Annotated in this window: 25 protein-coding genes; 9 read left to right on the top strand and 16 right to left on the bottom strand. The window is 55.1% G+C overall.

Annotation, left to right across the window (positions count from 1 at the left end):
• Positions 1–113: 113 nt before the first annotated feature.
• The 4 genes from R50912_RS02325 to R50912_RS02310 form a co-directional block, all read right to left on the bottom strand.
• Positions 114–3,341 (bottom strand): hypothetical protein, encoded by a 3,228-nt coding sequence (locus R50912_RS02325; RefSeq protein WP_042232123.1) that lies wholly within the window; start codon positions 3,339–3,341, stop codon positions 114–116.
• Positions 3,342–3,444: 103 nt separating this feature from the next.
• The gene (locus R50912_RS02320) at positions 3,445–4,788 is read right to left on the bottom strand and encodes a glycoside hydrolase family 30 protein (RefSeq protein ID WP_042232119.1); all 1,344 of its coding nucleotides are present in this window, start codon (positions 4,786–4,788) and stop codon (positions 3,445–3,447) included.
• 102 nt (positions 4,789–4,890) lie between these two features.
• Positions 4,891–5,907 (bottom strand): LacI family DNA-binding transcriptional regulator, encoded by a 1,017-nt coding sequence (locus R50912_RS02315; protein WP_042241392.1) that lies wholly within the window; start codon positions 5,905–5,907, stop codon positions 4,891–4,893.
• Positions 5,908–5,960: 53 nt separating this feature from the next.
• A complete protein-coding gene (locus R50912_RS02310; RefSeq protein ID WP_042232118.1) occupies positions 5,961–6,443 on the bottom strand; it encodes a hypothetical protein in 483 nt (160 codons plus the stop codon).
• Between the two features lie 258 nt (positions 6,444–6,701).
• Between R50912_RS02310 and R50912_RS02305 the strand changes: the two genes are divergently transcribed.
• A complete protein-coding gene (locus tag R50912_RS02305; RefSeq protein ID WP_231637762.1) occupies positions 6,702–7,538 on the top strand; it encodes an HNH endonuclease in 837 nt (278 codons plus the stop codon).
• A 111-nt stretch (positions 7,539–7,649) separates the two neighbouring features.
• On the opposite strand, the gene R50912_RS02300 is transcribed toward R50912_RS02305, so the two are convergent.
• Entirely contained in the window at positions 7,650–7,844 is a 195-nt protein-coding gene (locus tag R50912_RS02300; RefSeq protein WP_042133109.1) for a YwbE family protein, read from the bottom strand.
• A 79-nt stretch (positions 7,845–7,923) separates the two neighbouring features.
• On the opposite strand from R50912_RS02300, the gene R50912_RS02295 reads away from it, so the two are divergent.
• Positions 7,924–8,226 (top strand): hypothetical protein, encoded by a 303-nt coding sequence (locus R50912_RS02295; RefSeq protein ID WP_039310552.1) that lies wholly within the window; start codon positions 7,924–7,926, stop codon positions 8,224–8,226.
• A gap of 36 nt (positions 8,227–8,262) precedes the next feature.
• On the opposite strand, the gene sdaAA is transcribed toward R50912_RS02295, so the two are convergent.
• From sdaAA to R50912_RS02280, 3 genes are all read right to left on the bottom strand, one after another.
• Entirely contained in the window at positions 8,263–9,141 is an 879-nt protein-coding gene (gene sdaAA, locus R50912_RS02290; RefSeq protein WP_042133107.1) for an L-serine ammonia-lyase, iron-sulfur-dependent, subunit alpha, read from the bottom strand.
• Entirely contained in the window at positions 9,138–9,848 is a 711-nt protein-coding gene (gene sdaAB / locus R50912_RS02285) for an L-serine ammonia-lyase, iron-sulfur-dependent subunit beta (protein WP_042232115.1), read from the bottom strand. Before sdaAB ends, sdaAA begins: the two co-directional genes overlap by 4 nt.
• 123 nt (positions 9,849–9,971) lie before the next feature.
• Entirely contained in the window at positions 9,972–10,388 is a 417-nt protein-coding gene (locus R50912_RS02280; protein ID WP_042232114.1) for a GNAT family N-acetyltransferase, read from the bottom strand.
• A 146-nt stretch (positions 10,389–10,534) separates the two neighbouring features.
• Here R50912_RS02280 and R50912_RS02275 point away from each other — a divergent pair, with 146 nt between their 5' ends.
• Entirely contained in the window at positions 10,535–11,431 is an 897-nt protein-coding gene (locus tag R50912_RS02275; RefSeq protein ID WP_042232112.1) for an SDR family oxidoreductase, read from the top strand.
• A gap of 67 nt (positions 11,432–11,498) precedes the next feature.
• The gene (locus R50912_RS02270) at positions 11,499–11,954 is read left to right on the top strand and encodes a hypothetical protein (protein WP_042232109.1); all 456 of its coding nucleotides are present in this window, start codon (positions 11,499–11,501) and stop codon (positions 11,952–11,954) included.
• Positions 11,955–12,101: 147 nt separating this feature from the next.
• Here the strand turns inward: R50912_RS02270 and R50912_RS02265 are convergent, their stop codons facing one another.
• The 3 genes from R50912_RS02265 to R50912_RS02255 form a co-directional block, all read right to left on the bottom strand.
• A complete protein-coding gene (locus tag R50912_RS02265; protein WP_042232107.1) occupies positions 12,102–13,856 on the bottom strand; it encodes a bifunctional ADP-dependent NAD(P)H-hydrate dehydratase/NAD(P)H-hydrate epimerase in 1,755 nt (584 codons plus the stop codon).
• A gap of 204 nt (positions 13,857–14,060) precedes the next feature.
• Complete coding sequence (locus R50912_RS02260) at positions 14,061–14,693, bottom strand: NAD(P)-dependent oxidoreductase (RefSeq protein WP_042232106.1); 633 nt, start codon at positions 14,691–14,693, stop codon at positions 14,061–14,063.
• Between the two features lie 54 nt (positions 14,694–14,747).
• The gene (locus R50912_RS02255; RefSeq protein WP_042232105.1) at positions 14,748–15,161 is read right to left on the bottom strand and encodes a GNAT family N-acetyltransferase; all 414 of its coding nucleotides are present in this window, start codon (positions 15,159–15,161) and stop codon (positions 14,748–14,750) included.
• A 268-nt stretch (positions 15,162–15,429) separates the two neighbouring features.
• Here R50912_RS02255 and R50912_RS02250 point away from each other — a divergent pair, with 268 nt between their 5' ends.
• Positions 15,430–15,738 carry a hypothetical protein gene (locus R50912_RS02250; protein ID WP_042232103.1) on the top strand — a complete coding sequence of 103 codons (309 nt, stop codon included), beginning with the start codon at positions 15,430–15,432 and terminating at the stop codon, positions 15,736–15,738.
• Positions 15,739–15,864: 126 nt separating this feature from the next.
• Here R50912_RS02250 and R50912_RS02245 read toward each other — a convergent pair whose 3' ends face one another.
• The 4 genes from R50912_RS02245 to R50912_RS02230 all read right to left on the bottom strand — a co-directional run bounded on the left by R50912_RS02245 (position 15,865) and on the right by R50912_RS02230 (position 19,289).
• Positions 15,865–16,086 carry a YezD family protein gene (locus R50912_RS02245; RefSeq protein WP_039299580.1) on the bottom strand — a complete coding sequence of 74 codons (222 nt, stop codon included), beginning with the start codon at positions 16,084–16,086 and terminating at the stop codon, positions 15,865–15,867.
• A gap of 110 nt (positions 16,087–16,196) precedes the next feature.
• On the bottom strand, positions 16,197–17,060 hold the full coding sequence (gene cysW, locus R50912_RS02240) for a sulfate ABC transporter permease subunit CysW (RefSeq protein WP_042232100.1): 864 nt from the start codon (positions 17,058–17,060) through the stop codon (positions 16,197–16,199).
• Between the two features lie 147 nt (positions 17,061–17,207).
• Complete coding sequence (cysT, locus tag R50912_RS02235; RefSeq protein ID WP_042232097.1) at positions 17,208–18,053, bottom strand: sulfate ABC transporter permease subunit CysT; 846 nt, start codon at positions 18,051–18,053, stop codon at positions 17,208–17,210.
• A gap of 114 nt (positions 18,054–18,167) precedes the next feature.
• Positions 18,168–19,289, bottom strand: coding sequence for a sulfate ABC transporter substrate-binding protein (locus R50912_RS02230; protein ID WP_042232092.1), 1,122 nt, complete (start codon positions 19,287–19,289; stop codon positions 18,168–18,170).
• A gap of 459 nt (positions 19,290–19,748) precedes the next feature.
• On the opposite strand from R50912_RS02230, the gene R50912_RS02225 reads away from it, so the two are divergent.
• Positions 19,749–22,073, top strand: a complete 2,325-nt coding sequence (locus R50912_RS02225; protein WP_042232089.1) for an alpha/beta hydrolase family protein — start codon at positions 19,749–19,751, stop codon at positions 22,071–22,073.
• 336 nt (positions 22,074–22,409) lie between these two features.
• On the opposite strand, the gene R50912_RS02220 is transcribed toward R50912_RS02225, so the two are convergent.
• On the bottom strand, positions 22,410–23,459 hold the full coding sequence (locus R50912_RS02220) for a lactonase family protein (protein WP_042232085.1): 1,050 nt from the start codon (positions 23,457–23,459) through the stop codon (positions 22,410–22,412).
• A 254-nt stretch (positions 23,460–23,713) separates the two neighbouring features.
• Between R50912_RS02220 and R50912_RS02215 the strand changes: the two genes are divergently transcribed.
• The 3 genes from R50912_RS02215 (at position 23,714) to R50912_RS02205 (ending at position 26,051) form a co-directional block, all read left to right on the top strand.
• Entirely contained in the window at positions 23,714–23,974 is a 261-nt protein-coding gene (locus R50912_RS02215; RefSeq protein ID WP_042232082.1) for a GlsB/YeaQ/YmgE family stress response membrane protein, read from the top strand.
• A 198-nt stretch (positions 23,975–24,172) separates the two neighbouring features.
• Positions 24,173–24,679, top strand: coding sequence for a CcdC family protein (locus R50912_RS02210; RefSeq protein ID WP_042232081.1), 507 nt, complete (start codon positions 24,173–24,175; stop codon positions 24,677–24,679).
• Between the two features lie 409 nt (positions 24,680–25,088).
• On the top strand, positions 25,089–26,051 hold the full coding sequence (locus tag R50912_RS02205; protein WP_042232076.1) for an L-lactate dehydrogenase: 963 nt from the start codon (positions 25,089–25,091) through the stop codon (positions 26,049–26,051).
• Positions 26,052–26,086: the final 35 nt, after the last annotated feature.

The raw sequence follows: 26,086 nt of genomic DNA, 5'->3' as shown, positions 1-26,086 counted from the left end.
CGGTGGAAATCCGCAGACAAAGGCGGACGCTGTCGCTCCTTCAGTTCCAAAATTCTCCTCCGCCACCTTTCCCTATCCGTATAATTTTTAAGTTCAATCTATATAGACTCTAATTATTCCATTACCGCACGGATTGCGGCAATCTCTCCGCGCCGCAATGCCTCGGCATCCCCTCCGCGCAGCAGACCGCCGGCAATCAGGCGTTCCTCACCGCTGCGGAATTGCAGCGCCAGATTCTGAATGACCGCCTTGCTGCCGCCGAAGGTATCAGCATGACGCGGATTATAATACGTCACTTCCGTACCGCCCAGCAGGGTGAAGGACAGGTTGCCCTGCTCATCAAACAGCCAGCCGGGAAGGGCCGGATTCAACTGCAGTGTTAACTCGCCGTCTTCCACAGAGAACAGACGGCTGCCGGCCATCATCGTTCTCCACATGCTCAGAAACTCCGCCGTAGAGCCGCTCAGACGGGCAACAAAACCCCTGCCATGCGTTGCAGGATCCGGATTGCCGCCTGTTGAGATGAACGAGGAATTCTCCAGTGTACTGCGACCGTAGACCTCAGGGTCAAGGAACGGAATCAGCGAGGTCTTCAGCTCGCTGTAGAATTCGTCGTACAGCCCCGCTTTCAGCAGCTCAAGCAAATATTTGTACGACATGTGCAGGAAGTTGGACTCCCGTTCCTGCCAGCCCGGTGTGAAGGCCCGGATGCGCCCGATCTCATGCGATTCCTCTTCCAGCGACACTGAAGTCCGGTACATCGATGTAACCGGATCAAAGAGCCCGCTCTGTTTCACTTTGCTGTAGATTCCCTTGGCGGTTTCCTTGCTGTCCAGCGTTTTGAGCCAGCGGGCAGGGCCTTCCAGGAAATACGGCAGAGCAGCAGCTTCGAACTCTTCGACCAGAGCCTTCGGCAGCCCGTAGCCGCTGATGACCGGCTCTCCGGCTTCATCCGTTACAGGCTGGAACCGTGTTGCCTCAAAGCGGAAATAGGTCGGAACCAGTCCGCCGCCAATCCCTACCGCACGCTCAATCCCCTCATCCACCTTACGCAGCCATTTGCCCATTGCCTCACGGATGACCCCAAGGGAGATTTCCGCAGTCTCGCCTGCAATTCCGAAGCGGATCTCTGCCCGGTAAGCCTCGCGCGCCGAAGCTACGCGGTCCCAATACGGGAATTGGGCCAGTGAGCCGTCAAGCACTTCAGTTACAGCACGGTTCACCTGCTCAAGCAGCGAAGCCATCTCTAACGGAAGCGCTACTGCTGAAGGAAGATCCGCGCCGTTCTCCAGCGCTTCCAGCATGAACACAAGCATCCGCTTGAGTTCAAAGGTCTCGCTCATTCCGGACCCGACCAGTCCCGGCAGCCCGTTCATGGCATCATTCCAGCCCGGCTTGTTGCCCTCCATCTCTACACCCATGCCGTAAGGATCAAGCGTGGCAAATTTGTTCATGGCAAGCGACAGCATCTTCACAAACAGGCTGGTCCGGTAGATCTCCCCGTGGCCGCCTTGTGTGCGCAGCCACTGGGTATCGCTGGCCTTGCGCTTCAGCTTGTGCAGCTTCTCTTCATCCTCCAGCAGTGCCCCGAATTGCCGCACCCGCCCGCCGCTGATTACATATTTCTCGCTGCGCGGCAGCACATAAGCCGGGCTGTCATAGAACGTATAAGTCTCGTCCCCGAACAGCAGCGCCTCCTGCCGTTCCGGATAAATATCCAGGTAACCTTCCACCAGATCAAGATTGTAGGTCCAGTGATCGGACCAGAAGCCTTCTCCGAAGGCGGCTTCAATGTTCTGCTGTGACAGGGCAAGCACACCGCTGAGGAATTCCTGCTCACTAATGTTCAAAGCAATATTGTGATCCGCAATGTAGTTAATCAGGCTCCCTGGTGTGAAGCGTCCGGCCAGCAGCCGCTCAAATCCGGCATGATGCTCCGCAAGCGCCCCGGCAACCCATGCTGTAAGCTTCTCTCCCTCACCCGGCAGAATTTCAAAGCTGGTACCCTGCACGCTTAGCGGATTATAGCCGTCAGCCTGAATCAGACTATAGAACATCTTGATGTTGAAGCTGCCCACCTTCGGGTGGAAGAACACATCGCTGCGCCGGTTCTGGTTCATATCACGGAAATTGCCGTTGCCCTGCGAATAGTATTCAGGCGCCAGCGAGAAGAAGTTATAATCCCGTTCCATATCGCCATGCTTGCGCGAGTATAGATGTACAACGAAGCCTTCACCGCCGTTATCAAAAATAAACGGATAGCCCCCGCGCAGGAAGTTGTCGAGATAAGACTGGCGGCAATAAGCATCGAACAGCGGCGAGGAGGTATGTGTAGCAATATCCGCCGTTAAATCCTCGGTCAAACTGGCCGCTTCCTGTGCCTTGGCGGTAAAATAATCTTCCCGGCAGAGTTCAGCCGCCCGATGATTAATTCTGGCAATATCATTTACATGTCCAATGATCGTATTCAGCTTCAGCGAAGCTCCCGGTGCAAGTGTTCTGGATGCGCCGCTGAAGCCGCACGGCACCTTGTTGGCCGGATATTGGGCCTGTGCAAGCAGCTCCGCGAGCGGAAGCTCCGCGAAGCGGTCCGGATACGTCAGCGAAGTATTCCCGCCGAAGATTACTTCATAATCTACGACCGGATACAGCTGTTCTCCTTCCGTTGTGGAGGAGAGATAGAAGTGCCCGCTCTCAATCAGGCTCATTTCCGCATCGTCATTCGTGCTGGAGCGCAGCTTGTAGAACGGAATTCCGTTCTCCAGGTTATACACATCCATCCAGCTGCGCAGCAGGTTGCCCATCTCTTTGTAGCCCCCGTTCGCTACGCCGAAGGGAAGAACCTCCGGAAGACCGTCCAGCAGCTCCAGCTCCAGCGCTATCCCGCTGATATTCTCGATCTCCACCTGCCGGATCAGCGCGGCATAATCATCACCCGGCAGGTTGAAGTAGTGCACCGTCGTCTTCAGCCCATGTCCTGCATGTGACTCCTCAATGGTCAGTCCATTCGGCAGGATCGTCATGATCCGCTTGGCCGCCGGGTCAGGGCGTGCCGACTGGAACGGCTCATAGATTTCTGCTGTACCCTTCAACTTGATGAAGGTGCGGAATCCGGTGGAGGCTACATTCTTATACGAAATATTGGCTGGAGAGAACTCCATAATCGGCGAATTTTTGTCCCGTACTCCGAAGCTGCTGATTGCTTGACCCCGGTTCACGTAGAACGTCCACATCGGGATCCCCTTCAATCCGGCAAGTCCGGGCAGGAAGCTGGCGAACGGTTTGCCTTCGTGGAACTGCTCTATGACAAATTTACCTGAATCGAAATAATAATGGCTCATGCTTAAGTCCTCCTAAAAGTATGTTGATAAACGCTTTCGTACTCTGTTTTGAATCCATCCGCTTCGTTTCTGTTCATCTTCTCAAGGTCTGCTTCCAGCTGGCTTAACCTTGCGAAATCAGATGTGTGGCAATGGAATGTGCCGGCAATGTGCACTCAGCGATTTCACCGCCGAAGCCAAGCGTCAGGGAGCGTTCTGCTTCGCCTTCATTCATCAGTACAACAGCGATACTGCCATCCGGATTGCGGAACGCCGCTGACAGCACGCCTTCGGCAGCCGACTGCAGTCCGATCCGCACAGCACCCGGAGCAATAAATTTGCTGAAATGCCCGATGTAATAATACGAGCTGTTATAGTGAACCTCGTCCGTAGTCGTATCCGCAATCACCGGAGCATCACAGAGATTCCCCACGTGGTTCGGTCCGCCCGTCTCATCCAGCACCAGATTCCAGTCCAGATACCCCTCTGTCCAGGCATTCAGATCGCCGATCATATTCCGGCCGTAGCGCTCACCCGTGAACCATTCCCCCAGACGCACTCCGCCTTCCTGGCAGCCTTCGGTGAAGAGCACATGCTTATCCGGGAAAAGCTCATGCACCTTCTCCACTTTGTCGAACTCCTCGCCGCCGTACCAGTGGATTCCGGTCCCCCATACATACTGCGCTGCTTCCGGATCGGACAGAATCGGAGTCACACGCTCAATCATAATATCGCGGTTGTGATCCCAGATGATGATGTTCACATCCTCCATTCCGGCCTCACGCATTACAGGGCCGAGGTGGTTTTTGACGAAATCGCGTTCTTCTTCAGCAGTGTATACACAGGAGTCCCAGGTCTGCACTGCCGCCGGCTCATTCTGCACCGATACCGCCCAGACCGGAACGCCCTCTTTGCGGTAAGCCTCGATGAATTTGGTATAATAGCGCGCCCAGACTGCAGCATATTCCGGCTTCAGCGAACCGCCGTTATTCATCTCCCCGTTCGTTTTCATCCAGGCCGGCGGGCTCCAAGGCGAAGCCAGCATCGTGAAGGGCCCGCCTTTGACCTCCATAGCATCCTTAATGAGCGGCAGGACCCACTGGTGATCATGCGAAATATCGAAGGTCGCAAGCTCCGTATCCTCATCCTGCACATAGGTATAGTTGCCGAGCGCGAAGTCACAGCTGTGAATATGCACGCGGCCCATACTGTAATTCAGCCCGTCCACAGGGTGAAAATAACGCCGGATGACCTCCGCCCGTTTCTCCGGACTCATCCGGGACAAGGTATACGCAGCCGCTTCAGTGAAAGCGCCGCCAAAACCAATAATTGTTTGAAACTCCTGCTCCGGCTGCAGCAGTATATCTGCTGTTGTACCGGGGATTCCTGCCTTGAACTGAATACCTTGCCTGGAGCTCAGACGATCTGCTGTATCTTTGGCGGTTACTACGGTTTGGACGGTTAGCATGTGGTTCACTCCTTCATAATTTAAAAACGGAATAAAAACGAAAGAAATCGAAACCGGTTTCGATTTTGCCGAAAAAAAATGCATTCCCGGTTGAACGCATTTTTATCTCTTGCCCGGCGGTGCACAGGAATCTCTGACGATGATCTCTACAGGCAGAACTAGCGCCTCCTGATTTGTACGCGGGCCGTTCACCGAAGCCAGTAAAAGCTCCGCCGCCCGGGTACCCAGCAGCTCCGTGTTCTGGCGGACAGTGGTCAGCGCAGGTGTAACATATCCGGCAAGCTCAATATCATCATAACCCATGACTGAAATATCCTCCGGTACAGACAGGCCCTGATCCTTGGCAGCCATCACGGCACCCAGTGCAAGCAAGTCACCTGAAGCAAAAACAGCCGTCGGCCGTTCCGGCAGCTCAAGCAAAGACTTCATTGCGCCGTAGCCGTTCTCCAGAGAGTAGAATGCTCCCTCGGCAACATATTCGTCCGGCACCTCAAGACCCTGCTGCTCCATCGCCGTTCTATACCCCAGCTCCCGCTGTTGTCCCGGATACGTATTCCCGCCTCCCGAAATATGGGCAATTCTGCGGTGTCCGAGCGACACCAGATATTCCACTGCCTGCAGTGCACCAGTCATATTATCCGAGCAGACCGTATGCGACAACGCCGTTTCGAAATCGAGAACCACTGTAGGAATATCACTCTCCAGAAGCTCCCGGAAATAAGGATCCTCATAATCGGAAAGGAACACCACAACCCCATCGACTCCGCGAATCCGGCAGTTCTCCAGATATCCGCTCTGCTTGCCGCCGACATCCTTCGAGATAAACATGAGGGCGTAACCCTTGGCTACGGCAACCTGCTTGAAGCTCTCAATAACTGCACTGAAGAAAGGATGGCGGATTCCCGCTCCCGTGTTCTCCACAAACAGCACACCGATCGTCCAGGATTTCTTGGTCGTCAGTGTACGCGCATGCGCATTGGGAAGATATCCCATTTCCTGCGCGGTACGCAGTATTTCCTGCCGCGTCTTCTCCCGCACGTCAGAGTAGTTATTGAACGCCTTGGATACCGTGGTTGGTGAATAGCCGGTTCTTTTGGCAATATCATATATGGTAGTCACTTCCGGTTCACTCCCGCGGCCCAAATGAAAGCCCTTTTATGTTCACTGTCATTCTAACTTCTTTCAGAACGGCCGTCCAGCATAAAATATCTCTGTACCGCAGGCAGCAGCGTAACGATCTGAACCAGCATGCCCAGAGACATGTAGAAAACATGAACAATACTGACTGTATCCATCATATACGTCTGCACCATAATCCAGATAATCTGCCCAAAGCCGACATAAAGCGAGAAGCTCCATGCTGCATGCAGCGCCTTAAACGGGGTCAGCGCATAGCCCCAAGACCACTCAGGCTGCTTAAAAAGACCATAGAGCACCATTAGCGGCAGCAGCCCAAAAATGACCAGCAGCAGAATGCCGGGAATTGCATAACTGTCAAACGGCGATCTTTCCAGTATGGAAGCCGGCATTCCAATCATCTCACCACTGGGATCGGCGAGCAGGAGCAGCCCTCCGGCGACAGCTCCAAGGCCTAAGAATGCCTGAAGCACAAACAGCAGTCTTACGGCCCCGGGCTTTTTTTCACTAACGGTCATTCAGCTTCCTCCTCTCTGGTTCATAATTATTGTATTCCTGTACAAGCCACATCATCGCTTTACAGCCTTACTTTGCGAGTTTACGGGTTTTTCCTCAAGACTGCGAAGAAGGATGTCACAGCCCGGGAGATTAGCGCCTTTTGGCGCCTGCTGTGTGAATACCTGTGCTTTACGCTATACTATTATCAAATCAATGAAATCACATGGCGGTCTACCGTAAATAAGTTGCTATTTCAAAATACAGAAGGGATTGGACAGTTGCGGCTGAGTGCCGTCCTGCCAAGTATACTTATGACTGAAACTATTCTTCCTCCATCCAAACAATGTGCCTATTGCCATCAGCTTAAGCCGCTCTCCGAATTCCGCAGACGCACAGGCAAGCGCTCCAAGGGAATCTCCCGTCGCGGAGCCTGCCGGGAATGCCGCAAGCTACGCGAAGCGGGGCCTGCGGCTGCGCCGCTGCGTGCAAGTGCGGCACCCGCACTGCCGGAGCGTCCGCCCGGTACGGGGACTGCCAAGCGGGATAAGACACTGGTCTCGATCTCTGCAGCGGGCTCCGGAGCTGTCAAACCGCCTGCTGCCCCGGTCCGGCAGCCTTCCTTGCCAGAACGTGCCAAGGAAGGCCGCAGCAGCCCGGGTACCTCCGGCCTCAAGGGCAAGGCCCGTCCGCGCAGTGCAGAAACGGGACGCACGATCCCCCAGCAGCGCGGACCGAAGCCCGATCCCCAGGATGCCTCTGCGCTCATCCCTTCAGGCAAGGGTATGATTCTGATGCGCGGGCACAGCGACAAAGGCCGGCGCTGGCATCAGGAGATCGATCTTGCGCTTGCGGTAACGCTTGTCCGGGAGCATGCCGCAGTTGTCGTGAACCGCCGTACGATCCGCCGCTTATACAGCAATAAGGATTTCCGCGCCTATATTCTGACCCGGGACCAGTATATCTGCTATTTCTGCGGCTTATACGGGGATACCATTGACCATCTGCTGCCCCGTGCCAAGGGCGGGCACACTACACCGGACAACTGTGTCTGCGCCTGCAATTTATGTAATCAGACCAAGGCAGACCAGTATGTAGAGGAATTCATGGGCCGCTAAGCAGGGCTCATGATCCTGTACGCAAATCAAAAAGCGCCTCTTACCCTGGCGGCTGCCCAAGGGACACAGCCGCCCCGGCTCGCGGCGCTTCTTCATTCTTCTGTATACTGCTTAGCCTGTAATGTTCTTGACCCGTCCTACCTGTCCGTCAGTCAGCCGCACTTTGATTCCGTGCGGATGGCGGGGCGAATTGGTCAGAATGTCTTTAACCGCACCATGTGTGAGTTTGCCGGTCGCCTGATCCTGCTTCAGTACAATATCAACCTGAAGTCCGGGGCGGATATCTGCTCTAACTTGCCCGTTCATGTTCTTCTCCCCTTTCCGGAAATATCTTATATTCTTGTATATAATCAATTCACTATGATCAATAAGGATGATGACAGCTATGGCCTTTGGCATTAACAGAGCAGAACTAGCCCGCTGGAAGCAAGCAGTCTCCGCTGGTGAAATCGCGTTCCTTACGCATTACTGGCTAGACAAGCGTTTTCCTGACATCACCACTGTGACCAAGGTCGGGTGCAGTGATCTCCCCCGCCTGAGGGAGTGGTGCAGGAAGAACGGTCTTCCGCCGCAATATATTCATAACCGCCAGCCTTTTCCCCACTTCGACCTGATGGGACCGAAGCAGGAGGAAATCCTCCGGCGTGAGGGGCTGTGGGATCAGCTTGAACGGTTTCGTATGCTATAGCCCCGCAAATGGCCGCCGTCCGAGAACTGCCGCAGCTTATTTCTTGTTCCGTAAATCCTTCATAATCCGGCGGCCGGTTGGCGTCTGTGCCAGTCCGCCCCCCGCCGTCTCGCGGTGCTTCTCGGGCATGGCGGAGCCCACCTCCAGCATGACCTTGATCACTTCATCGGACGGTATCACACTGCGGACACCGGCCAGTGCCATATCGGCCGCAGCAAGTGCCGTGACGGCACCGAAGCCGTTACGGACAATACATGGAATCTCCACAAGTCCGCCCACCGGATCACAGATCAGCCCCAGTGTATTCTTCAGTGCCAGCCCTACGGCATGCACGGCTTGCGCCGGTGTGCCGCCGCGCATTTCAGTCAAAGCCCCCGCTGCCATCCCGATGGCCGAACCGACCTCAGCCTGGCAGCCGCCTTCTGCTCCCGATACAAATGAATTGTTGGCGATAACATACCCGATGGCTCCAGCCGCGAACAGGCCGGTTACCATATAGTCATCATCCCAGCCGAAGCGCTCCTGACAGCTCAGGAACACCCCGGGGATGATTCCGCAGGAGCCTGCGGTCGGCGTAGCGATAATCCGTCCCATGGAAGCATTCACTTCCGAAACCGCAAGAGCATACGCCATGGCCTGGCCGGCAGGACCGCCAAGGCAAGGTTCATCCGCTGCATTGTAAGCAGCCACACGCTGGGCGTCAAGTCCTGTCAGACCGCTGCGTGAGGTGGTGTCTTCATGCATGCCGCGGTGTACCGCTTCCTTCATTACGCCGTAATACTGGCTCATGGTAGCGAACTCCTGCTCCTTGGAACGTCCAGACTCCGCGCTCTGCTCCTCAAGCATCAGAGCGCCGATTCCCAGACCCCGCTCTTCACATAATACAGCCAGCTGGCTGAGTGTTTGAAAATTCATGATGTAATATCCTTTCCTTTCTGCTCATGTGCCTGTTCATTCAAATCGACGACTTTCACGGACTTCACAGCCGGCAGCGCCCGCAGATTCCGCAGCAGCTCCGGTGTAGCGGCTTCATCCAGCTCCAGCACCGTCAAGGCTGCTCCGCTGCGGTTCTTGCGGTCCAGCGACATATGTCCAATATTGCACTGGCCCTGCCGCATTACATCCGTAACGCTGGCCAGTACGCCCAGATAGTCCATATGATTAATCAGCACGGTTGGATACATGCCGGTAAGCTTCACGCCGAACCCGTCAATATCAACAATTTCGATATTTCCGCCGCCGATCGAAATCCCGGTAAGCATCAGCTCTGTGCCGCTCTCGCTGCCGGTAAGCCGCAAGCGGACCGTATTGGGATGGGGGAATAGGCCCGTTCCCTGGCCGAAGGAAATCTCCATTCCGGCTTCGGCCGCAAGCTCTATGGAATCCGGCAGCCGGTGGTCATCGGTCGTAAAGTCCAGCAGACCTCCGGCAATAGCCCGGTCTGTTCCATGTCCCTGATACGTGGCCGCAAAAGAACCGAAGAACGTGACTTCTGCCGTACGCGGCAATTCACCGAGCACCTGGCGTGCCGCTCTGCCGATCCGCGCCGCCCCCGCTGTATGCGAACTGGAAGGTCCGACCATGGCCGGACCGATAATTGAGAATACATCTTTAAACCGCATCGCTCAGGTCTCCCGCTATCAAAATTCGACATTGCACATAGAATAGTGCAAGTCATTTGTAAAGCTCGTATATATTATACTGCGTCCGGACAAAAGCTACACTATTACATTGTTTGTGACCTATCAGCTGTTCCGCGAGAACAGTACAAGGCCATCCCGCTCCTGCCAGCCGGTGCCTGACCAGAAGCTGCGGCCCAGAGCGTTATGCCCGATGACCATCAGATGGCATTTACTGATGCCTTCCTCCCGCAGTCTCTCCAGGCAGCGTGTGACCATCTCACGCCCGGCCCCCTTACCCCGGCTGCTGCGGCTGACAGCCACATGATACATATATCCTCTGCGCCCGTCATGTCCGCACACCGCAGTACCCGCAAGTGTACCGTCCTCATCCACACACACCTGGCTGATTCCCGGATTACGCTCCAGATAACGGATAATTTCCCCGCGCGAGTCCGCTTCACTAAGCCCCATCCCGTCTGTATTCTCCCATAATTGATAAGCTGCCTCGTAATCATCGGCTGTCATTGGTCTGTATAGCATTAGTTATTCTCTCCATTTCTGAGTTTTTAGTATGTAAAGATAAGGCCGTCTGATGAATCTCCCAGAAAAGGACTGCGGCGCACGCTTTTCTGGGCGGATGCATACCAATATACGGAGAGCCAACAGGCAAGGAGGAGTATCACCCGATGAATCCCGTTTACCCCTATTACGGAGAAAAAACGGTATGCCGCGTGCAGCCTATCGCCTTCCCCCCACAGCATCAGGACCGCCAGCCGGGTCTGGAGAGTCTGATGAATCCGCGTCCGCTCAGCGAGAACCCCGAGAGCAGCAGCGGCAGGCTCCAAGGAAAGGTTGCCCTGATTACCGGCGGAGACAGCGGCATTGGAAGAGCAACCGCCATCGCTTTTGCCAAAGAAGGGGCAGATATTGCCATCGCTTACTTGGACGAAGCTTCTGATGCCGCAGCTACGCAGCACCGGATAGAAGAGCTTGGACGCCGCTGCCTGCGGATTGAGACGGATCTGCGCTATAAAGAGTGCTGCTTCGAAGCGGTGGAGCACACCGTGCGGACCTTCGGCAAGCTCGACATTCTGGTGAATAACCACGCCGTTCAATATCCGCAGAAGAGCATTCTGGATATCACGGAGGAGCAGCTGTACCAGACCTACCGTACCAATATCTTTCCTTTCTTCTTCCTGACCCAGGCCGCACTCCCGCATCTGCACAAAGGAAGCTGCATTATTAACACCGCCTCCATTACCGCTTATCAGGGCAACAAGGAGCTCATTGACTATTCATCCACCAAAGGCGCCGTTGTCTCCTTCACCCGCTCTCTGGCTCTATCACTGGCGGACAGCGGCATCCGTGTCAACAGTGTGGCTCCCGGTCCGGTATGGACACCGCTGATTCCTTCCAGCTATTCCGCTGAAGAGGTCAGTGTATTCGGCACAGACACCCCATTCAAGCGGGCGGCACAGCCTTATGAGCTGGCAGGAGCCTATGTCTATCTGGCCAGCCCTGATGCTTCCTATGTAACAGGCACCTGTATTCATGTTAACGGAGGGGACATGGTTACAAGCTGATTCATGCGCCGGATTCGTCCGGTCATCCCGGCCGTGCTCTTCACCCACCCCGAAAGGATGTTAAGCGATGACCACACATAAGGATTATGATCTGCCTTCTGTCCGCCTGACTGCGGGCATGTACGCACTGACCAAGCTGTCGGCCGCCGGACTGACCTTTATTCTCGTTTCCCTGTTTATGCTCATCCATGGATACGAAGGCGGAGTGCCGGAAGGCTGGCCGGTATCGGTGCCTTATGCCATTTACGCTTACGGATTACCGGCAGCGATACTTGCCGACGCCCTGCTGCGCATGTTCCGGTCCACTTCGCTCAGTCCGGCCCTGGTGTTATACGCCGTAGCCGGCTTTGGAGCCGGCCTGTGGCTGGCCTCTGAGCAGGGCGGCGATGCAATGACCAGCGGTCTTGCCGGACTTGTAGTGCTGTTGTTGTTCCGGTTCGCCCAGATTGCCGGTGAACGCTACCCGCTCCTGCTTCCCTTCTTCGCCTTGTTTATTCCACTGCTCTGCCTGGTCTTATTCTGATACAGTGCCGCCGCTGGCAGAGCCGTAATATTAAACCATTCAGGGCAGAACAGTTCTACCGGTAGCTCTTACGGGCGCAGCAGAAGCGTCAGGATCACACGGGTAAGGTCTATAGATAATGAGCCGCAGCAGCTCCGGAGTTACGGTTCACAGCGCCTCAATAATATCCCCGGCGATCAAGGCCGCCGGGTTGGCCCGCTTCCGGGCGGCCCGTTCTCCGGCCAGCCCGTGGAGATAGACCCCAAAGGCTGCCGCTTGTGCAGCATCCAGGCCCTGGGCCAGCAGACCGGAGATGATTCCGGTCAGCACATCCCCCGCACCGCCGGTTCCCATACCCGGATGACCCGTGATGTTAACATAAGCCTGTCCTCCGGGGGTTGCTATTACTGTATGGGCTCCCTTAAGCACCAGGATGACACCGTGCGCTGCGGCATAAGACAGCGCCAATCCGATCCGGTCACGCTGCACCTGGACTGTAGAAGTCCCTGCCAGCCGGGCCATCTCCCCGGGATGCGGGGTCAGAATTACCGGATGGCGGCGGGTCCAGGACCCGTAATCGGCATCCGCCAGTATATTCAGCGCATCCGCATCGAGAATCAGGGGGGAATCCGTCTCCTCCCAAAGTCTGCGGAGCCAATCCGTATCTTCAGTGAACCGGCCAAGACCGGGGCCGACAGCTATACAATCGCGGCTCTCGCTTAGCTGCAGCACTTCAGCCGCCGTACCGGCATTCCATTCCCCGTCGCCGCCGGATACCGGAGCCAGCATCAGCTCAGGTGTGCAGCCGATCACATAGGGCAGCAGCTTATCCGGCAGCGCCCACGTTACCAGCCCGCAGCCGGCGCGCAGCGCAGCGCGGGCGCACAGCAGGCCGGCGCCGCTCATGCGCAGGCTTCCTGCTGCCAGCAGGACATGCCCGTAAGTGCCCTTGTGGCCTTCGGGCGAACGGCGGCGCGACACGTCGACCTGCAGACGTGTCCGCAGCACTTCCGGCGTCAGCAGGCTGACCCGGACGCCGCTCTCACGCGCCAGGGCAGCGGGGATGCCGATGGAGCGGACCACCACCTGCCCGGCTGCTCCGGCGCCGGGATACTGCAGCAGCCCGCGTTTGAGGAACGCGAGGCAGACGGTCACCGCCGCATGAATGCAGGGCTCATGCGTCTCGCCCGTGTCCGCGTCCAGCCCGCTGGGGATGTCCGCGGACACAATAAGCCTGCCGCTGGCGTTCGCAGCGGCAATCAGCTCCGCATAGGCACCGCGCGGGGCTCCCGCGCTGCCTGTGCCGAGCAGCGCATCTACGATGCCGCTGCATGCGGCAAGGTCCACCGCATCCCTGCCGTAGACTACGGCAGGGATGCCCATGGCTGCAGCGGCATCCCGCTGCAGCGCGGCTTCGCCGGCCAGCGACTCCGGCGCGGCCGCGTACACCAGCGTGACGGCGATGCCGGCCTCACGCAGGTGCCTGGCGGCGGCGAGCCCGTCGCCGCCGTTGTTGCCTTTGCCGGCGAGGACGAGCCAGTGCTCGCCGCCGGCAGCGGTAAGCGTCAGCGCCGGGTCGGCGCTGACCGAGAAGCCCGGCGGCTGGATCGCCGGCCCGCCGGGCGCATAGCTCTGCGTTCCTTCGCCTCCGCTTCCGCCGCCCACCGCGCCCGCTCCATAGCTCAGCGTTCCTCCGCTTCCTCCGCCCGCGCCGCCCACGGCACCTGCCCCGAAGCTTCGCTCCTCAGCGTCAGCGCTCCCTATGCCGCCGGCCGCGCCTGCCCCGCGCCGCCGGCACAATGCGATGACCTCCTCGGCAATCGCCCGTCCGGCGTTCTCCATCAGCGCAATTGCCGGAATTCCCAGCCGCTCAATCGTCTCGCGGTCGAATGCACGCATCTCCTCCGCAGTTACTACATCCATAGCCAAGCCCTCCTTAAGTTGCTTCGATTGTACCCAGTACTATAGAATCAAGCAAATTGCAGACTTTGACACATCGCCATCCGGCTAAGGCGCCCGGAATGACAGCAAAAAGCCCTCCTGAGCGTTCAAGAGGACGGGCTTTAAGCTTACGAAGCCTGCGCATTCTAGGCCGCTTTATTTCCTGACAAGCTTAATCTGTATCTATTAATATCCCACAGTAAACCGGGCCTTGCTGAAATTGCCTTCCTCCAGCTCATCGATAACCGCTACCGCGAAATCCTGGATGCTGATGCTGCTCCGTCCGTTCTCGTCCACAATCAGCCGGTCCAGACCAATCCGGAACTGGCCGGTACGGCGTCCGGCGATAATGGCAGCAGGCGGACTCAGGTACGTATAATCCAGCTCTGATCCACTGTAGATTTCATAGGCATTGGCGTGAGCCGACGCAAGCGGACGGAAGTTCTCCGGGAAATCAGCCGTGTCCATCAGCCACTCCCCGGTTTCTGTCTTCAGGCTGCCTGCCCCGCCAATAACGATAAGGCGCTGGAGCCCGGCGGCACGCATCCCTGTCAACAGGGAATCCGCAGCCTGCAGCAGATCATTCTCATGCCCTGGCGCCGGGCCGAATGCACTGATTACCTCTTCATGTCCGTGCAGTGCTGCCGTTACCGTGGCCGGGTCCAGCAGGTCGGCTGCAACAACCTTAAGCCGATCATGCTGAATACTGAAGACCTCCGGTTTGCGGACGGCAGCGGTAACCTCATGTTTTCTTTTTAACGCTTCTTCTACAATCGCACTTCCGATCTTACCCGATGCACCAAATACTACGATATCCATTCTCTTGTTGCCTCACTTTCGTATTTGTTTGCAGCACTGTTCATCCATTCATCATTAACGCCGCAGGAACATCCCCTGAGAATCCGGCAGGACCGGTGCGAATCCATATTGGGCATACAGCTTGGAGGCTTCCCCGTCAGCAATGAGACTAATATACGCCTTGTCCGGCACGGTATCCAGAAACTGGCGGATTTCCCCCATAATTATTTTCCCCAGACCCTGCCCCTGGAAGGAAGGCTTCACGGCAATATCGGTCACCTGAAAAAAGCATCCGCCGTCCCCGATTACCCGTCCCATTCCAACCAATATATCTTCTTCATACAAGGTTACTGCAAAAGCAGAACGGGGCAGCCCGATTCCGGCGCCCTCCACACTCATGGGACTAAGCCCGGCCTCCAGCCGCAGGGCCAGATATTGCTCCACTGAGGGCAGTTCATGCCGGATATCCGGCTGTAATGCCTTTTCCATACGTTATCCCCCTATCCCGATTAACCGCCTGCACTTAGATGTGCCTGCCATACTGTTACCAATATATATGACTCTAAGGTTTCGAGGCAAGGCAGCGCCTATCGTATCCGGAAAAATGAAACGTCCCGCCTCCCCCGGCGTACAATTACTCAGAAATACAAACGGTTCTGCATCTGTTGCCGGCACAGGGTTATTCTTAGCCCGTATCCTTGGGTAAACTGTGGAATAGGATCTTTATAAGACTACTTGGAAGGCTGGTGGAGTTATTATGTCTCCGATAGGGAAATTATTCAAATGGGGAACTTTCGCTTATGAGGCTTTTCTGGCACTGCCGTTCATCGGCGGGGCATTTGTCGTAGCCAATGCCTGGGTACCGCTGGGGGTTGCTTTTCTGCTCCATGCCGTAGCTGTAATTATTCTGCTGAGAGAACGCGGATCTATCATCGGTAACGCGGTGGGTATCGTCACCTCGGTGGTCGGTTTGATTCCTTTTGTCGGCTGGATTATGCATGCCATCACTGCCCTCATCCTGCTGGTGGAGGGAATCAGCGGATCACGGCGCAACACACGCTACTAAGGCGACGCTAGAATAAGGCTCTGGCACAATAAAGGGGTACCTCATTCAGCCATTTCCAGGCTTGTGAGATACCCCTTTTTTCCGTTCACGGAAATGTATGATCATTTATCAGTGCACTACAGATTGCTATCCTCGTCCCGCAGAACGGGAATCGGTCCGCCGGCTTCCGGTCTCTCCACTATAACGTGCATTTGCTGTGCTGTTCTCGAAACGTTTGCGCTCTGTGCGCTCCATCTGTACGATTTGACCTTCATGCACCACAATATGCAATGAGCCGAACTCCATATCGTCGAGAAGTTCCGTTATCCGCGCAAGCCATACCTCATCCACTTTCAGTGGTTTAGCCATTCTCCAGCCTCCCTTTCCCCGGACAGGGGAGTATCTCCGCCTAAATCCCGTTATTCCGTTATTACCACCTTGTATACTATGAATTAACTTAGCACGGACCTCAAGGACTGTCAATGAGCACTTTTACGTAAAATCAGGCTCTTGACGATCATCGTCACCAGGGCCAGCAGGAGCAACAGGGAGGCAACGGCGAAGGATGCCGAGAATTGATATTCGTTATACAGAATCTCGACATGAAGCGGCAGGGTATTCGTCTCTCCCCGGATATGCCCGGATACCACGGATACCGCCCCGAACTCCCCCATCGCCCGTGCATTACAGAGAATAATACCGTACAGCAGACCCCACTTGATATTGGGCAGCGTCACGCGCCAGAAGATCAGCCAGCCGTGCGCACCGAGCGTAATCGCCGCTTCCTCCTCCTGTGTGCCCTGCTGCTCCATCAGCGGAATCAGCTCACGCGCCACAAAAGGGAAGGTGATAAACAGCGTAGCCAGCACAATACCCGGCAAAGCGAAAACTATCTTGATCTCGTGATTGCTCAGCCAAGGACCGAACCAGCCATGCGAGCCGAACACCAGAATAAAGATCAATCCGCCAATCACCGGCGATACAGCAAACGGCAGATCGATCAGCGTAATCAGAAAGCCCTTGCCGCGAAAACGGAACTTAGTCACTGCCCACGCCGCCGCTACACCAAAGATCGTATTCAGCGGAACCGTAATGGCCGCGACCAGCAGGGTCAGCTTCAGCGCCGAGGCGGCATCCGGGTCGGTCAGCGCGGCCCAGTAGACATCCAGTCCCCGCTTCAGCGACTCCACCAGCACGATAATCAGCGGCAGGGCAATCAGCCATAGCAATACAAGTCCGGCAAGGGAAATGAGCACCCATTTCACCGCTTTGGATTCAGTCGTCCGGGGTGACGACAAGCTTTTACGCGGCGCGGGGACTTGTAAGGGAACCATACCGGCCATTTTTATTCCTCCTAAAAGTTTTATGGAGCCTCCGCTCCTCGATAAACATCGCAATAAAACTCGCTTCGGAAGCATTCACTTAAGTTCTATGGAGCCTAGGCCATCTTGAATGGCCGCCGTTGTCCCAGATTTCCTGAATCCTTAACGTTAGCTCTTCCGCGCCCAGTGCTGAAGGCTGTTGATGACCAGCAGCATCAGGAAGGAGATCAGCAGAAGCAGCAGCGCCACGGCTGTCGCTCCGGCGTAATCGAACTGCTCCAGCTTGGACATGATGAGCAGCGGAGCAATCTCTGTACGCATCGGCATATTGCCGGAGATAAATACAACGGAGCCGTATTCGCCGATGCCCCGGGCAAAAGCCAGTGCAAAGCCCGTAAGCAGCGGCGGGAGCAGCTCCGGCATCACAATCCGCACGAAGGTCCGCCAGCGTCCCGCTCCCAGTGTGGCCGATGCCTCTTCCATATCCCTGTCCAGATCCTCCAGCACGGGCTGAACCGTGCGGACTACAAAGGGAATGCCGATAAACATCAGCGCCAGCGTAATGCCCAGCGGCGTGAAGGCTACCCGGAAGCCCAGCGGCTCCAGCAGGGAGCCGATCCAGCCGTTCTGGGCATAAAGTGCGGTCAATGACACACCGGCCACAGCTGTAGGGAGCGCGAACGGCAGATCGATCAGGGCGTCGAATAGCCTTTTGCCCGGAAATTCATAGCGTACCAGCACCCAGGCCAGCAGCAGCCCCAGAACAGCATCGATCAGGGCCGCAGCTGCCGCTGTACTCAGACTGACCCGAAAAGAGGCCAGGACACGGGTATCCGTAGCCACATCCCAGAACTTCGCCCAGCTGAGTCCCGTCGAATTGAAGAGCAGCGCTGACAGCGGCAGCAGAACGACAAGACTCAGATACAATACGCTGAACCCCATCGTAATTCCGAAACCCGGCAGAAGTCTGCGCCGTGACACAGCCCCCGCAGCAGCTTTTGTGGTGACATTCATTTGCCCATTCATCCTTTCCTGCCTTCGGCTCGTTGGCCGATCAGCAACCGGGCGGGACCCCGCCTGCAAAATTCGCCTTATTTGTTCTGCTTAGCTCCATCCCGTAGCTTGCTATCAGCTGCCCGGCACGTAGATTTTGTCGAAGATTCCGCCATCATTAAAGTGCTTCTCCTGGGTTTCCTTCCAGGTTCCGAATTTGTCTGCCAGTGTGAACAGTTTGATCTCAGGGAATTGATCCTTGTACTGTTCCTTCACGCTGTCCAGGGTCGGACGGTAATAGTTCTCGGCGGCGATTTTCTGGCCTTCTTCGGTGTAAAGGTATTTCAGATAAGCTGCTGCGACCTCACGGGTGCCTCTCTTGTCAACAATCTTATCCACCACGGCTACCGGCGGCTCGGCCAGAATGCTCTCCGACGGATTTACAATCTCGAATTTATCCGGACCCAGCTCCTTGATGGACAGGTAGGCTTCATTCTCCCAGGCGATCAGCACGTCACCGATTCCGCGTTCAACGAAGGTAGTTGTAGAGCCTCGCGCCCCGGTGTCCAGTACGGGTACATTTTTGAACAGCTTCTGTACGAACTCCTGGGCTTTGGCTTCATCATTATTATTCCGGTCAAGCGCATACCCCCAGGCTGCCAGGTAGTTCCAGCGCGCACCACCGGAAGTCTTAGGGTTCGGAGTGATTACCTCCACATCATCCTTCAGCAGATCCGGCCAGTCCTTGATGCCTTTCGGGTTGCCTTTACGCACAAGGAATACGATGGTGGAAGTATACGGGGAGCTGTTATGCTCATATTTACTCTGCCAGTCCGCGCTGATAAGACCCGTTTCCTGAAGAGCATCAATGTCATATCCGAGCGCCAGCGTAACTACATCTGCTTCCAGACCGTCGAGTACAGCGCGGCTCTGCTTGCCTGATCCGCCATGCGATTGTTTGATCGTAACCTTCTGGCCTGTCTCCTGCTCCCAGTAAGCGGCGAATGCCTTGTTATAATTCTCATATAGTTCACGTGTAGGGTCGTAGGACACATTCAGCAGTTCGACCGGATCTTTGGCTGGAGCTTTCGTTGCCTCCGGTGCAGCCGCCGTATTCCCAGCCGCCTCTGTTGCTGCCGGAGCCTCTGTTGCCGCGCCCGCACTTTTCCCTCCATTGTTGCTGCCGCAAGCAGTAAGCCCTGCCGTCAATAATAGTGTGAACCCGGCGATAAGCCCCTTTTTGATCCCTTTTTTCATTACAAACCACTCCCCCATAATGTTCATGTAATTGCATTATCATTGTGAATTTCCTGTTGGTTGATTTCCGTCAAAAAAAGACGCAGGAAAGCCCACTTGCGGCTGGTCAAACCGGTCCTATGGACGCGTATCTGCGAGCCTGAAGCAGGCGTTCCTCCGTCTGTACGGTAAGAACTTATTTGATTATTCCTACCCATTTAGTAGGTTATACAGATATATTACTGAATGCTCTGCGCGCTGTCAAACCATTTTTTCAATTTGGATGAAAGACGGCTCTATTCTGCCCGGCGGCAGCAAGTGGCGGCCGTTCCTGTAAGACCCACTTGTTATTGATGCCTTAAAGTAATATTATTGCTACATCTTATAGGTCGAATTACTAGATATAAGTTGAATTACTAGAGATGAGTTCTGCCGGATTTCTGCAGCCTCTATTGCCACAAATTGTCGGGGGAAACTAACATGGGAATGGATTTGGAGTATGTACCCGCACCGCAGGGACCACGCCTGCACAGGCGCATACTCAATGAAATGGGAAGACGCATCTTAGAAACGTACCGGTATGATACAGCCTTATGGAGGATCGCGCTCTGCGGTCCTTGGATTCTATGTATTCTGGCTTTTACTATAGCCGTTATGGGCATCCCTACAGGGCTTGGGAGTGCAGCAGATCTTATACTGGCTGCCGGCGCGGGAACCCTTGTAATGGCGCTGGCCGGCAACCTGCTGGCTGTGCTGCTCTCCTTAACCGGACTGCGCATTCCGCGGCTGTTCACGGGCTCTTGGCTCAGTGCACTGAGCGCCGTGCTGCTTATTCTGTATTACGCTGATCTGGAGCTTGAGGCTGCAGCAGCCATCGCTGGTATCACAGCCTTGGCCGGGGGACTGGGAGGTCTTGCAGCCGGTCTGCTGCGGACTAGGAGAACCCTCACCGGCGGGCTTCTGGCAGCGGTTCTTGTCCTGACCCCCTTGGCTCTGGCCTATGGGACGGGAAGCAGCCCTGCTCCTTCCCCATCGGTTAAGACATTGGCTGCAGACGGTGGGGTTCTTCCTGCGGCTGCTGCCGATCCCGGACAGCCGGGGGACTATACGTTCCACAGCTTCACCTATGGGAGCGGCCAGGACCTGCACCGTACAGAGTATGGCGGAGATGCCGCGCTCCTCTCGGCTTCTGTGGATGCTACGGAGTACATCAAATCATGGCCTGCGCTGCGCACCCTATTCTGGGGATTCGATCCCGGTGCGCTTCCTCTGAATGCCCGGGTCTGGATGCCTGACGGAGACGGGCCTTATCCGCTCGTGCTTATGGTGCATGGCAACCATATGATGGAGGATTATTCCGAGGGCGGATACGCCTATCTCGGGGAACTGCTGGCCAGCCGGGGATTTATCGCCGTCTCGCTGGATGAGAACTTCCTGAATTATTCTGCTTGGTCCGGCATCCCGGATAAGGACTTCGAGGTGCGGACCTGGATGATTCTGAAGCATCTGCAGCAGATTGCAAGCTTCGCGGAGCAATCCGGTACACCTTTCTATCAGAAGGTCGATTATGACCATACTGCATTGCTGGGCCATAGCCGCGGCGGTCAGGCTGTAGCCATGGCTGCGGATGCTTCGCGCTGGTTCACTGGTGATCCGGCACTGGCGGCAACGAAGCGGTTCAATATCACTTCTGTTATTGCGCTGGCTCCTACGGATAAAGCCATTGACAGCAAACAGGCCAGTCTGGTGGATGTGAATTATCTGACGCTGCAGGGCGCCCGTGACGGTGATGTGCATGACTTCTACGGGGACCGGCAGTATATGCGCGCTTCCTACACCGGCAGCACTCCGGCTTTCAAAAGCTCGCTCTATATTGCGGATGCCAATCACAGCCAGTTCAATACAGACTGGGGGCTGTTTGACCAGACGCTGCCGACGGGGCTGTTCCTGAAACGTACAGATATTATGGATGGAGATGAGCAGCGGCAGATTGCCAAGGTCTATGTCTCTGCATTCCTGGAGACTACGCTGCACGGGAAGGCGGAATATCAGCAATTGTTCCGTGATTACCGCAGCGGCGCACCGTGGCTGCCGGATACCGCCTATTATAACCGGTTCCAGAGCGGGACTTACATTACGGTAGCGAACTATGAGGAAGACCGCAAAAGAAATACGGTGAAGGGCGGCACTGCCACAGCTGAAGGCCTCACCTGGAGCGAAGAAGCGGCCAAGGACCGCGAGTCCAAGAACAAACCCTCTTACGGTATTCTGCTGGAGCGCGGCAGCACCGCTGAGAACCAGACTGGAGCTGGTGATGCGGATTCGGTTGAGGCATCCTACAGTATCAAGCTTAGTGAAGCACTCACCCGTAATCTTGCCGATTCCGCTGCAGAGGGCTTAGCCTTCTCCTTGGCTAACCGTAATTCAGATGCTGATGACGATGCAGCTGAACCGTCTCGGGCTGCCGTCTCTCCCGATGTGGAGGTGGAGCTGACCGACAGTAATGAAGTCACAGCACGGCTGCCCCTGGATGAGGTAATGGAGATTCTGCCCTTGCCGCAGACCGAATTCACGATCAGCCCCTGGCTGGAGGAGCGGATCAGCGACGGCAAGTTCGGCGACCGCTCGGAAGCCGTCTTCCAGACCTACGAGCTGCCCTTTGAGCTGTTTCTTGAAGAAGAGCCAGCGCTTGATCCGGACAAGCTGACCGAAATCACCTTCTACCTGCAAGGCGAAGATGACAAGATTATGCTGGATGACATCGGATTCTATGAGCGGGATGACCAGCTGCGGGGGATGCAGTAAACAGCATGCTCAGACGATAAAATTACTGTTCCGTGTCCCTTGTGCCACAAGGGTATATAATGAGCCCAAACAAAGAACGTCCCAGACTGCCAGCGGGCAGAGGGACGTTCTTTTGGCGTGAACCCGGAAAAGGGAAATCCTTATTCTTAAGCCCACACTCTATAGGCATCTCTACAGGCTTAAATGTTGCATGAATTACAACTTGGATCCACAGATGGCGGCGTTATCGGGCGAATGTTGCAGGAAATACAAGAATTGTTATGTTAATCTGCTTATGGGAAGGGAAATGATGCATTTCGTACAGGATTTCAAATCATAATAGGATAATCCGCTCTATCAAACAGCCACTACACAGACCGGAGACGGAACCTCCAGTTCATTACCCGTAGGAATCAGCCGGCCGCTCTCGCTGTCGATCCGGAAGGATACGATGTTGCCGCTGTTCTGGTTAGCGGCAAGCAGCATGCCGCTGATAATGGCGAAATTACGCGGTGTCCGGCCGCCGGAGATGACCCAATCCTCTGCTTCCAGCAGACCTGTCGCATTATCAATGTGGAACAGGGCGATGCTGTCATGTCCCCGGTTCGATACGTACAGGTATCTTCCGCATGGGGAGACGTGAATATCCGCCGCTGTATCATCACTTCCGGCCGTGTAATGCTCAGGAAGCGAGCTGACATTCTGCAGGATCTTGAGGTTTCCCTGCTGCTCGTCATCCGCAAATACGGTAACCGTGTTATTCAATTCATTCACCAGATAGATCCATTGTCGTGAAGGATGTACAGCCAGATGGCGCGGTCCGGAGCCCGGCGGCAAATCCACTTCGCGGTGTGTGACCAGCTTGCCCTCCTCCACGCGGTAGAACACAATCTGATCCAGTCCGAGATCGCAGACCAGCACATGATCCCCGGTTTTATCGGGAATAACGGAATGCGGATGGGGCGCATCCTGACGGTCTGCACGGATTCCTGAACCTTCATGCTTAACCTGGGAGGACATGTCCTGCAGCGAACCGTCACTGTTCAGCGGAAATACATTCACATTCCCTCCCGTATAATTAGATACAAATATGTAATCTCCTTGCGGAGCCACGGAAACATAACAAGGCGCACCGCCTCCGGTAGCTCTGCTGCCCAGCGGGCGCAGCGCTTTGCTGCCGGGTTCAATGGCGTAGGCATACACCTGGCCTTCATCCTGTTCACTTACCGCATATAATACAGTTCCTGCTGCATTTACAGCCAGATAGGAGGGATTCTCAATTCCCCGGGTGCCGCCCATAACTCTCATTTCGCCCGTTTCCTTATCCAGCGCCCCCACCAGGATGGCTTCTTCCTTCTCATTACTATAGGTTCCGATATAGAACAACACTTCATTAGGCTGGTGCATGGCAACGGCTCCTTTATTGTATAGTGTACAAATATATAACCTGCACAGCGGTGTTTTCACTCAGCTGATCTCCGCAAAATTTACTATAACATGTTTATGTACCCAAGACATTACCAGGCTTAAACAGCATAAATATGGATACAATAGAATACTAATTCTAAGTGTGCAAGCAATATTTGACACTTGGTTTAAACGTCTTGCAGAAGGTTAATAGTAACCATCGAAGATAACAAACACAAAGGAGCTGAAGAATAATGACTTTATTATGGATGTTGATTGTTGGTGGCGTGATTGGTTGGTTGGCTGGCCTGATTATGGGCAGAGATATTCCGGGTGGTATTATCGGCAACATTATCGCCGGTATTCTAGGTTCATGGCTCGGCGGCATGCTGCTGGGAAGCTGGGGACCTAAGATCAGTGACTACTATGTCTTCCCGTCATTGATTGGTGCCGTAGTTCTGATCTTCATCGTCAGCCTGATCCTGCGTTCGGTTGGCGGACGTAGCCGTTCTTAAACCCTATGGCAGCATTCATAGCTGAAGCTGCTGAAATACACTTATCAAGCAAACCCGCCAGGGTTAACCCTGGCGGGTTTGCTGTGTGGACCCTCCAAGGGCCGCCTTCACCACGGCCTGTGATCCATTCTGAATTGGATCTTTTTTCTGCTATAATGAAGAAATAAGTGACCTAAATCACAGAGAGGAAAGTGAATTATGGGCAATATCAACCCCTCACTTCTGCATGTGGGCTCCACGCTGGGAGCCGTGTTCATGGCGCTGATGGTTATTTTTATCCGCCTGAAGGCTAGTGCCCGTCCGGTAACCGTCCGCAAAATATGGATTCCGCCGCTTGGCATGTCCACCGGATTCGCCATGTTTGTAGTCCCGGAGGTCAGATTTCCCTGGTGGTGGGCTGTTGCAGCTTTCCTGGTCGGCTGGTTTATCTTCGCCTATCCGCTAATACGCAGCACACGGTTCGAGGAACGGGAAGGACAGATTTATGCCCAGCGCTCCAAGAGCTTCGCCTTCATTCTGCTTGGACTGCTGTTGATCCGAACCCTTCTCCATGAGTTTATCAACCAATATGTATCTGTCCCGCAATCCGGCGGATTATTCTTTATTCTGGCCTTTGGCATGATTCTCCACTGGAGAGTATTCATGTATAAGCATTACACCCGGATGCTGCCTGCAGAGGCCCGAATACCACAGCCCAGAGGATAAGCAGGATACATACATCCTGGACAGCAGGGTGGAAACGGCTTTGCCGTCTTGTTCAAAGAGCGGTCACGTTTCAGCGGGAAGTATAAGGATAATTCGTGGAATGACACTTATACTTCCTTATATTCACAAACAGGGGATGTCCCAAACAGCCATGGTCATGACTGCTTGGGACATCCCCTTTCATATTTAATAGGCGCCGGGCTTTCTGCATGGTTCTTAACAGCCCGGATCACATAATAATTATAGCAGTGAAGCAGTATAAGGCTAGGCCGGCATATTTCTAACCTACGATGTCAATTGTGACGAAAAACGGGCAGGCTACGCATGTCTTTTTCAACTCGATGTCAGGTAACTTCCGATAAGATCAGTTAGAATAAAAGCATACTTTTAGAGAGTGGGGACAAGGCAATTGAAAAGTAAATCGAGAAAAGTGGCAATCGTCGGCTCTGGCATGGTAGGTTCCAGCTGCGCCTACTCCATGGTTAATCAGGCCATCTGCGATGAGATCATGATGATCGACCGCACCTACGACCGTGCCATGGCACAAGCGCTTGACCTCTCGCACTGTATGGATTTCACCGGAACACGCACTAAGGTGTATGCAGGCACCTCCAGCGATTGCGCCGGGATGGATGTCGTCATTCTGACGGCAGGCGCCAATCCCAAACCGGGGCAGACCCGGCTGGATGTGCTGGATGCCGCCGCTGTCATTACCAGGGAGATTGTTACCGAAATTATGGCCGGAGGTTTCGACGGTATCTTTGTCGTAGCCGCGAACCCCGTTGATATTGTTACCTATATGGTATGGAAAATATCAGGCCTGCCGCGGCACCGGATCATCGGCACCGGCACCTCGATTGATTCTTCCCGCCTGAAGACGCTGCTGTCCGAGGTATTCACCATCGACCCGCGCAGCGTCAACGGTTACGCACTCGGCGAGCACGGGGAATCCCAGTTCGTGGCCTGGTCCCATGTAACGATCGGCGGCAAGCCGATCCTGCAGATTATGGAACAGCACCGCGAGCGTTTCAGCAGTCTGGACCTTGAGGATATCGCCCGCAAGACGAAGGATGCCGGCTGGGAGATCTTCACCCGCAAAGGCTCCACGCATTTCGGAATCGGCAGTGCACTGGCTTACATCACCCGTTCCATTCTGAATGATGAGCACAAAATCATCGCCGTTTCGGCGATTCTGGACGGCGAGTACGGGCAAAGCGGCGTCTGCGCAGGTGCACCGGCCATTATTGGCAGCGGCGGAATCCAGGAACTTCTGGAGCTGAACCTCAGCGATGCGGAGATGGCGAAATTCGAAGCCTCATGCAGTGTCATCCGCGGCGGAATTGAGAGTCTGCAGCTGGAAGAAAAGCTGTAAGCCTGACCTTGCGTCTGCGGATTGTTTCATTACAC

Source organism: Paenibacillus sp. FSL R5-0912 (genome assembly GCF_000758605.1).
Lineage (GTDB): Bacteria > Bacillota > Bacilli > Paenibacillales > Paenibacillaceae > Paenibacillus_AQ.
This window is presented reverse-complemented; position numbering and strand designations above follow the sequence as displayed.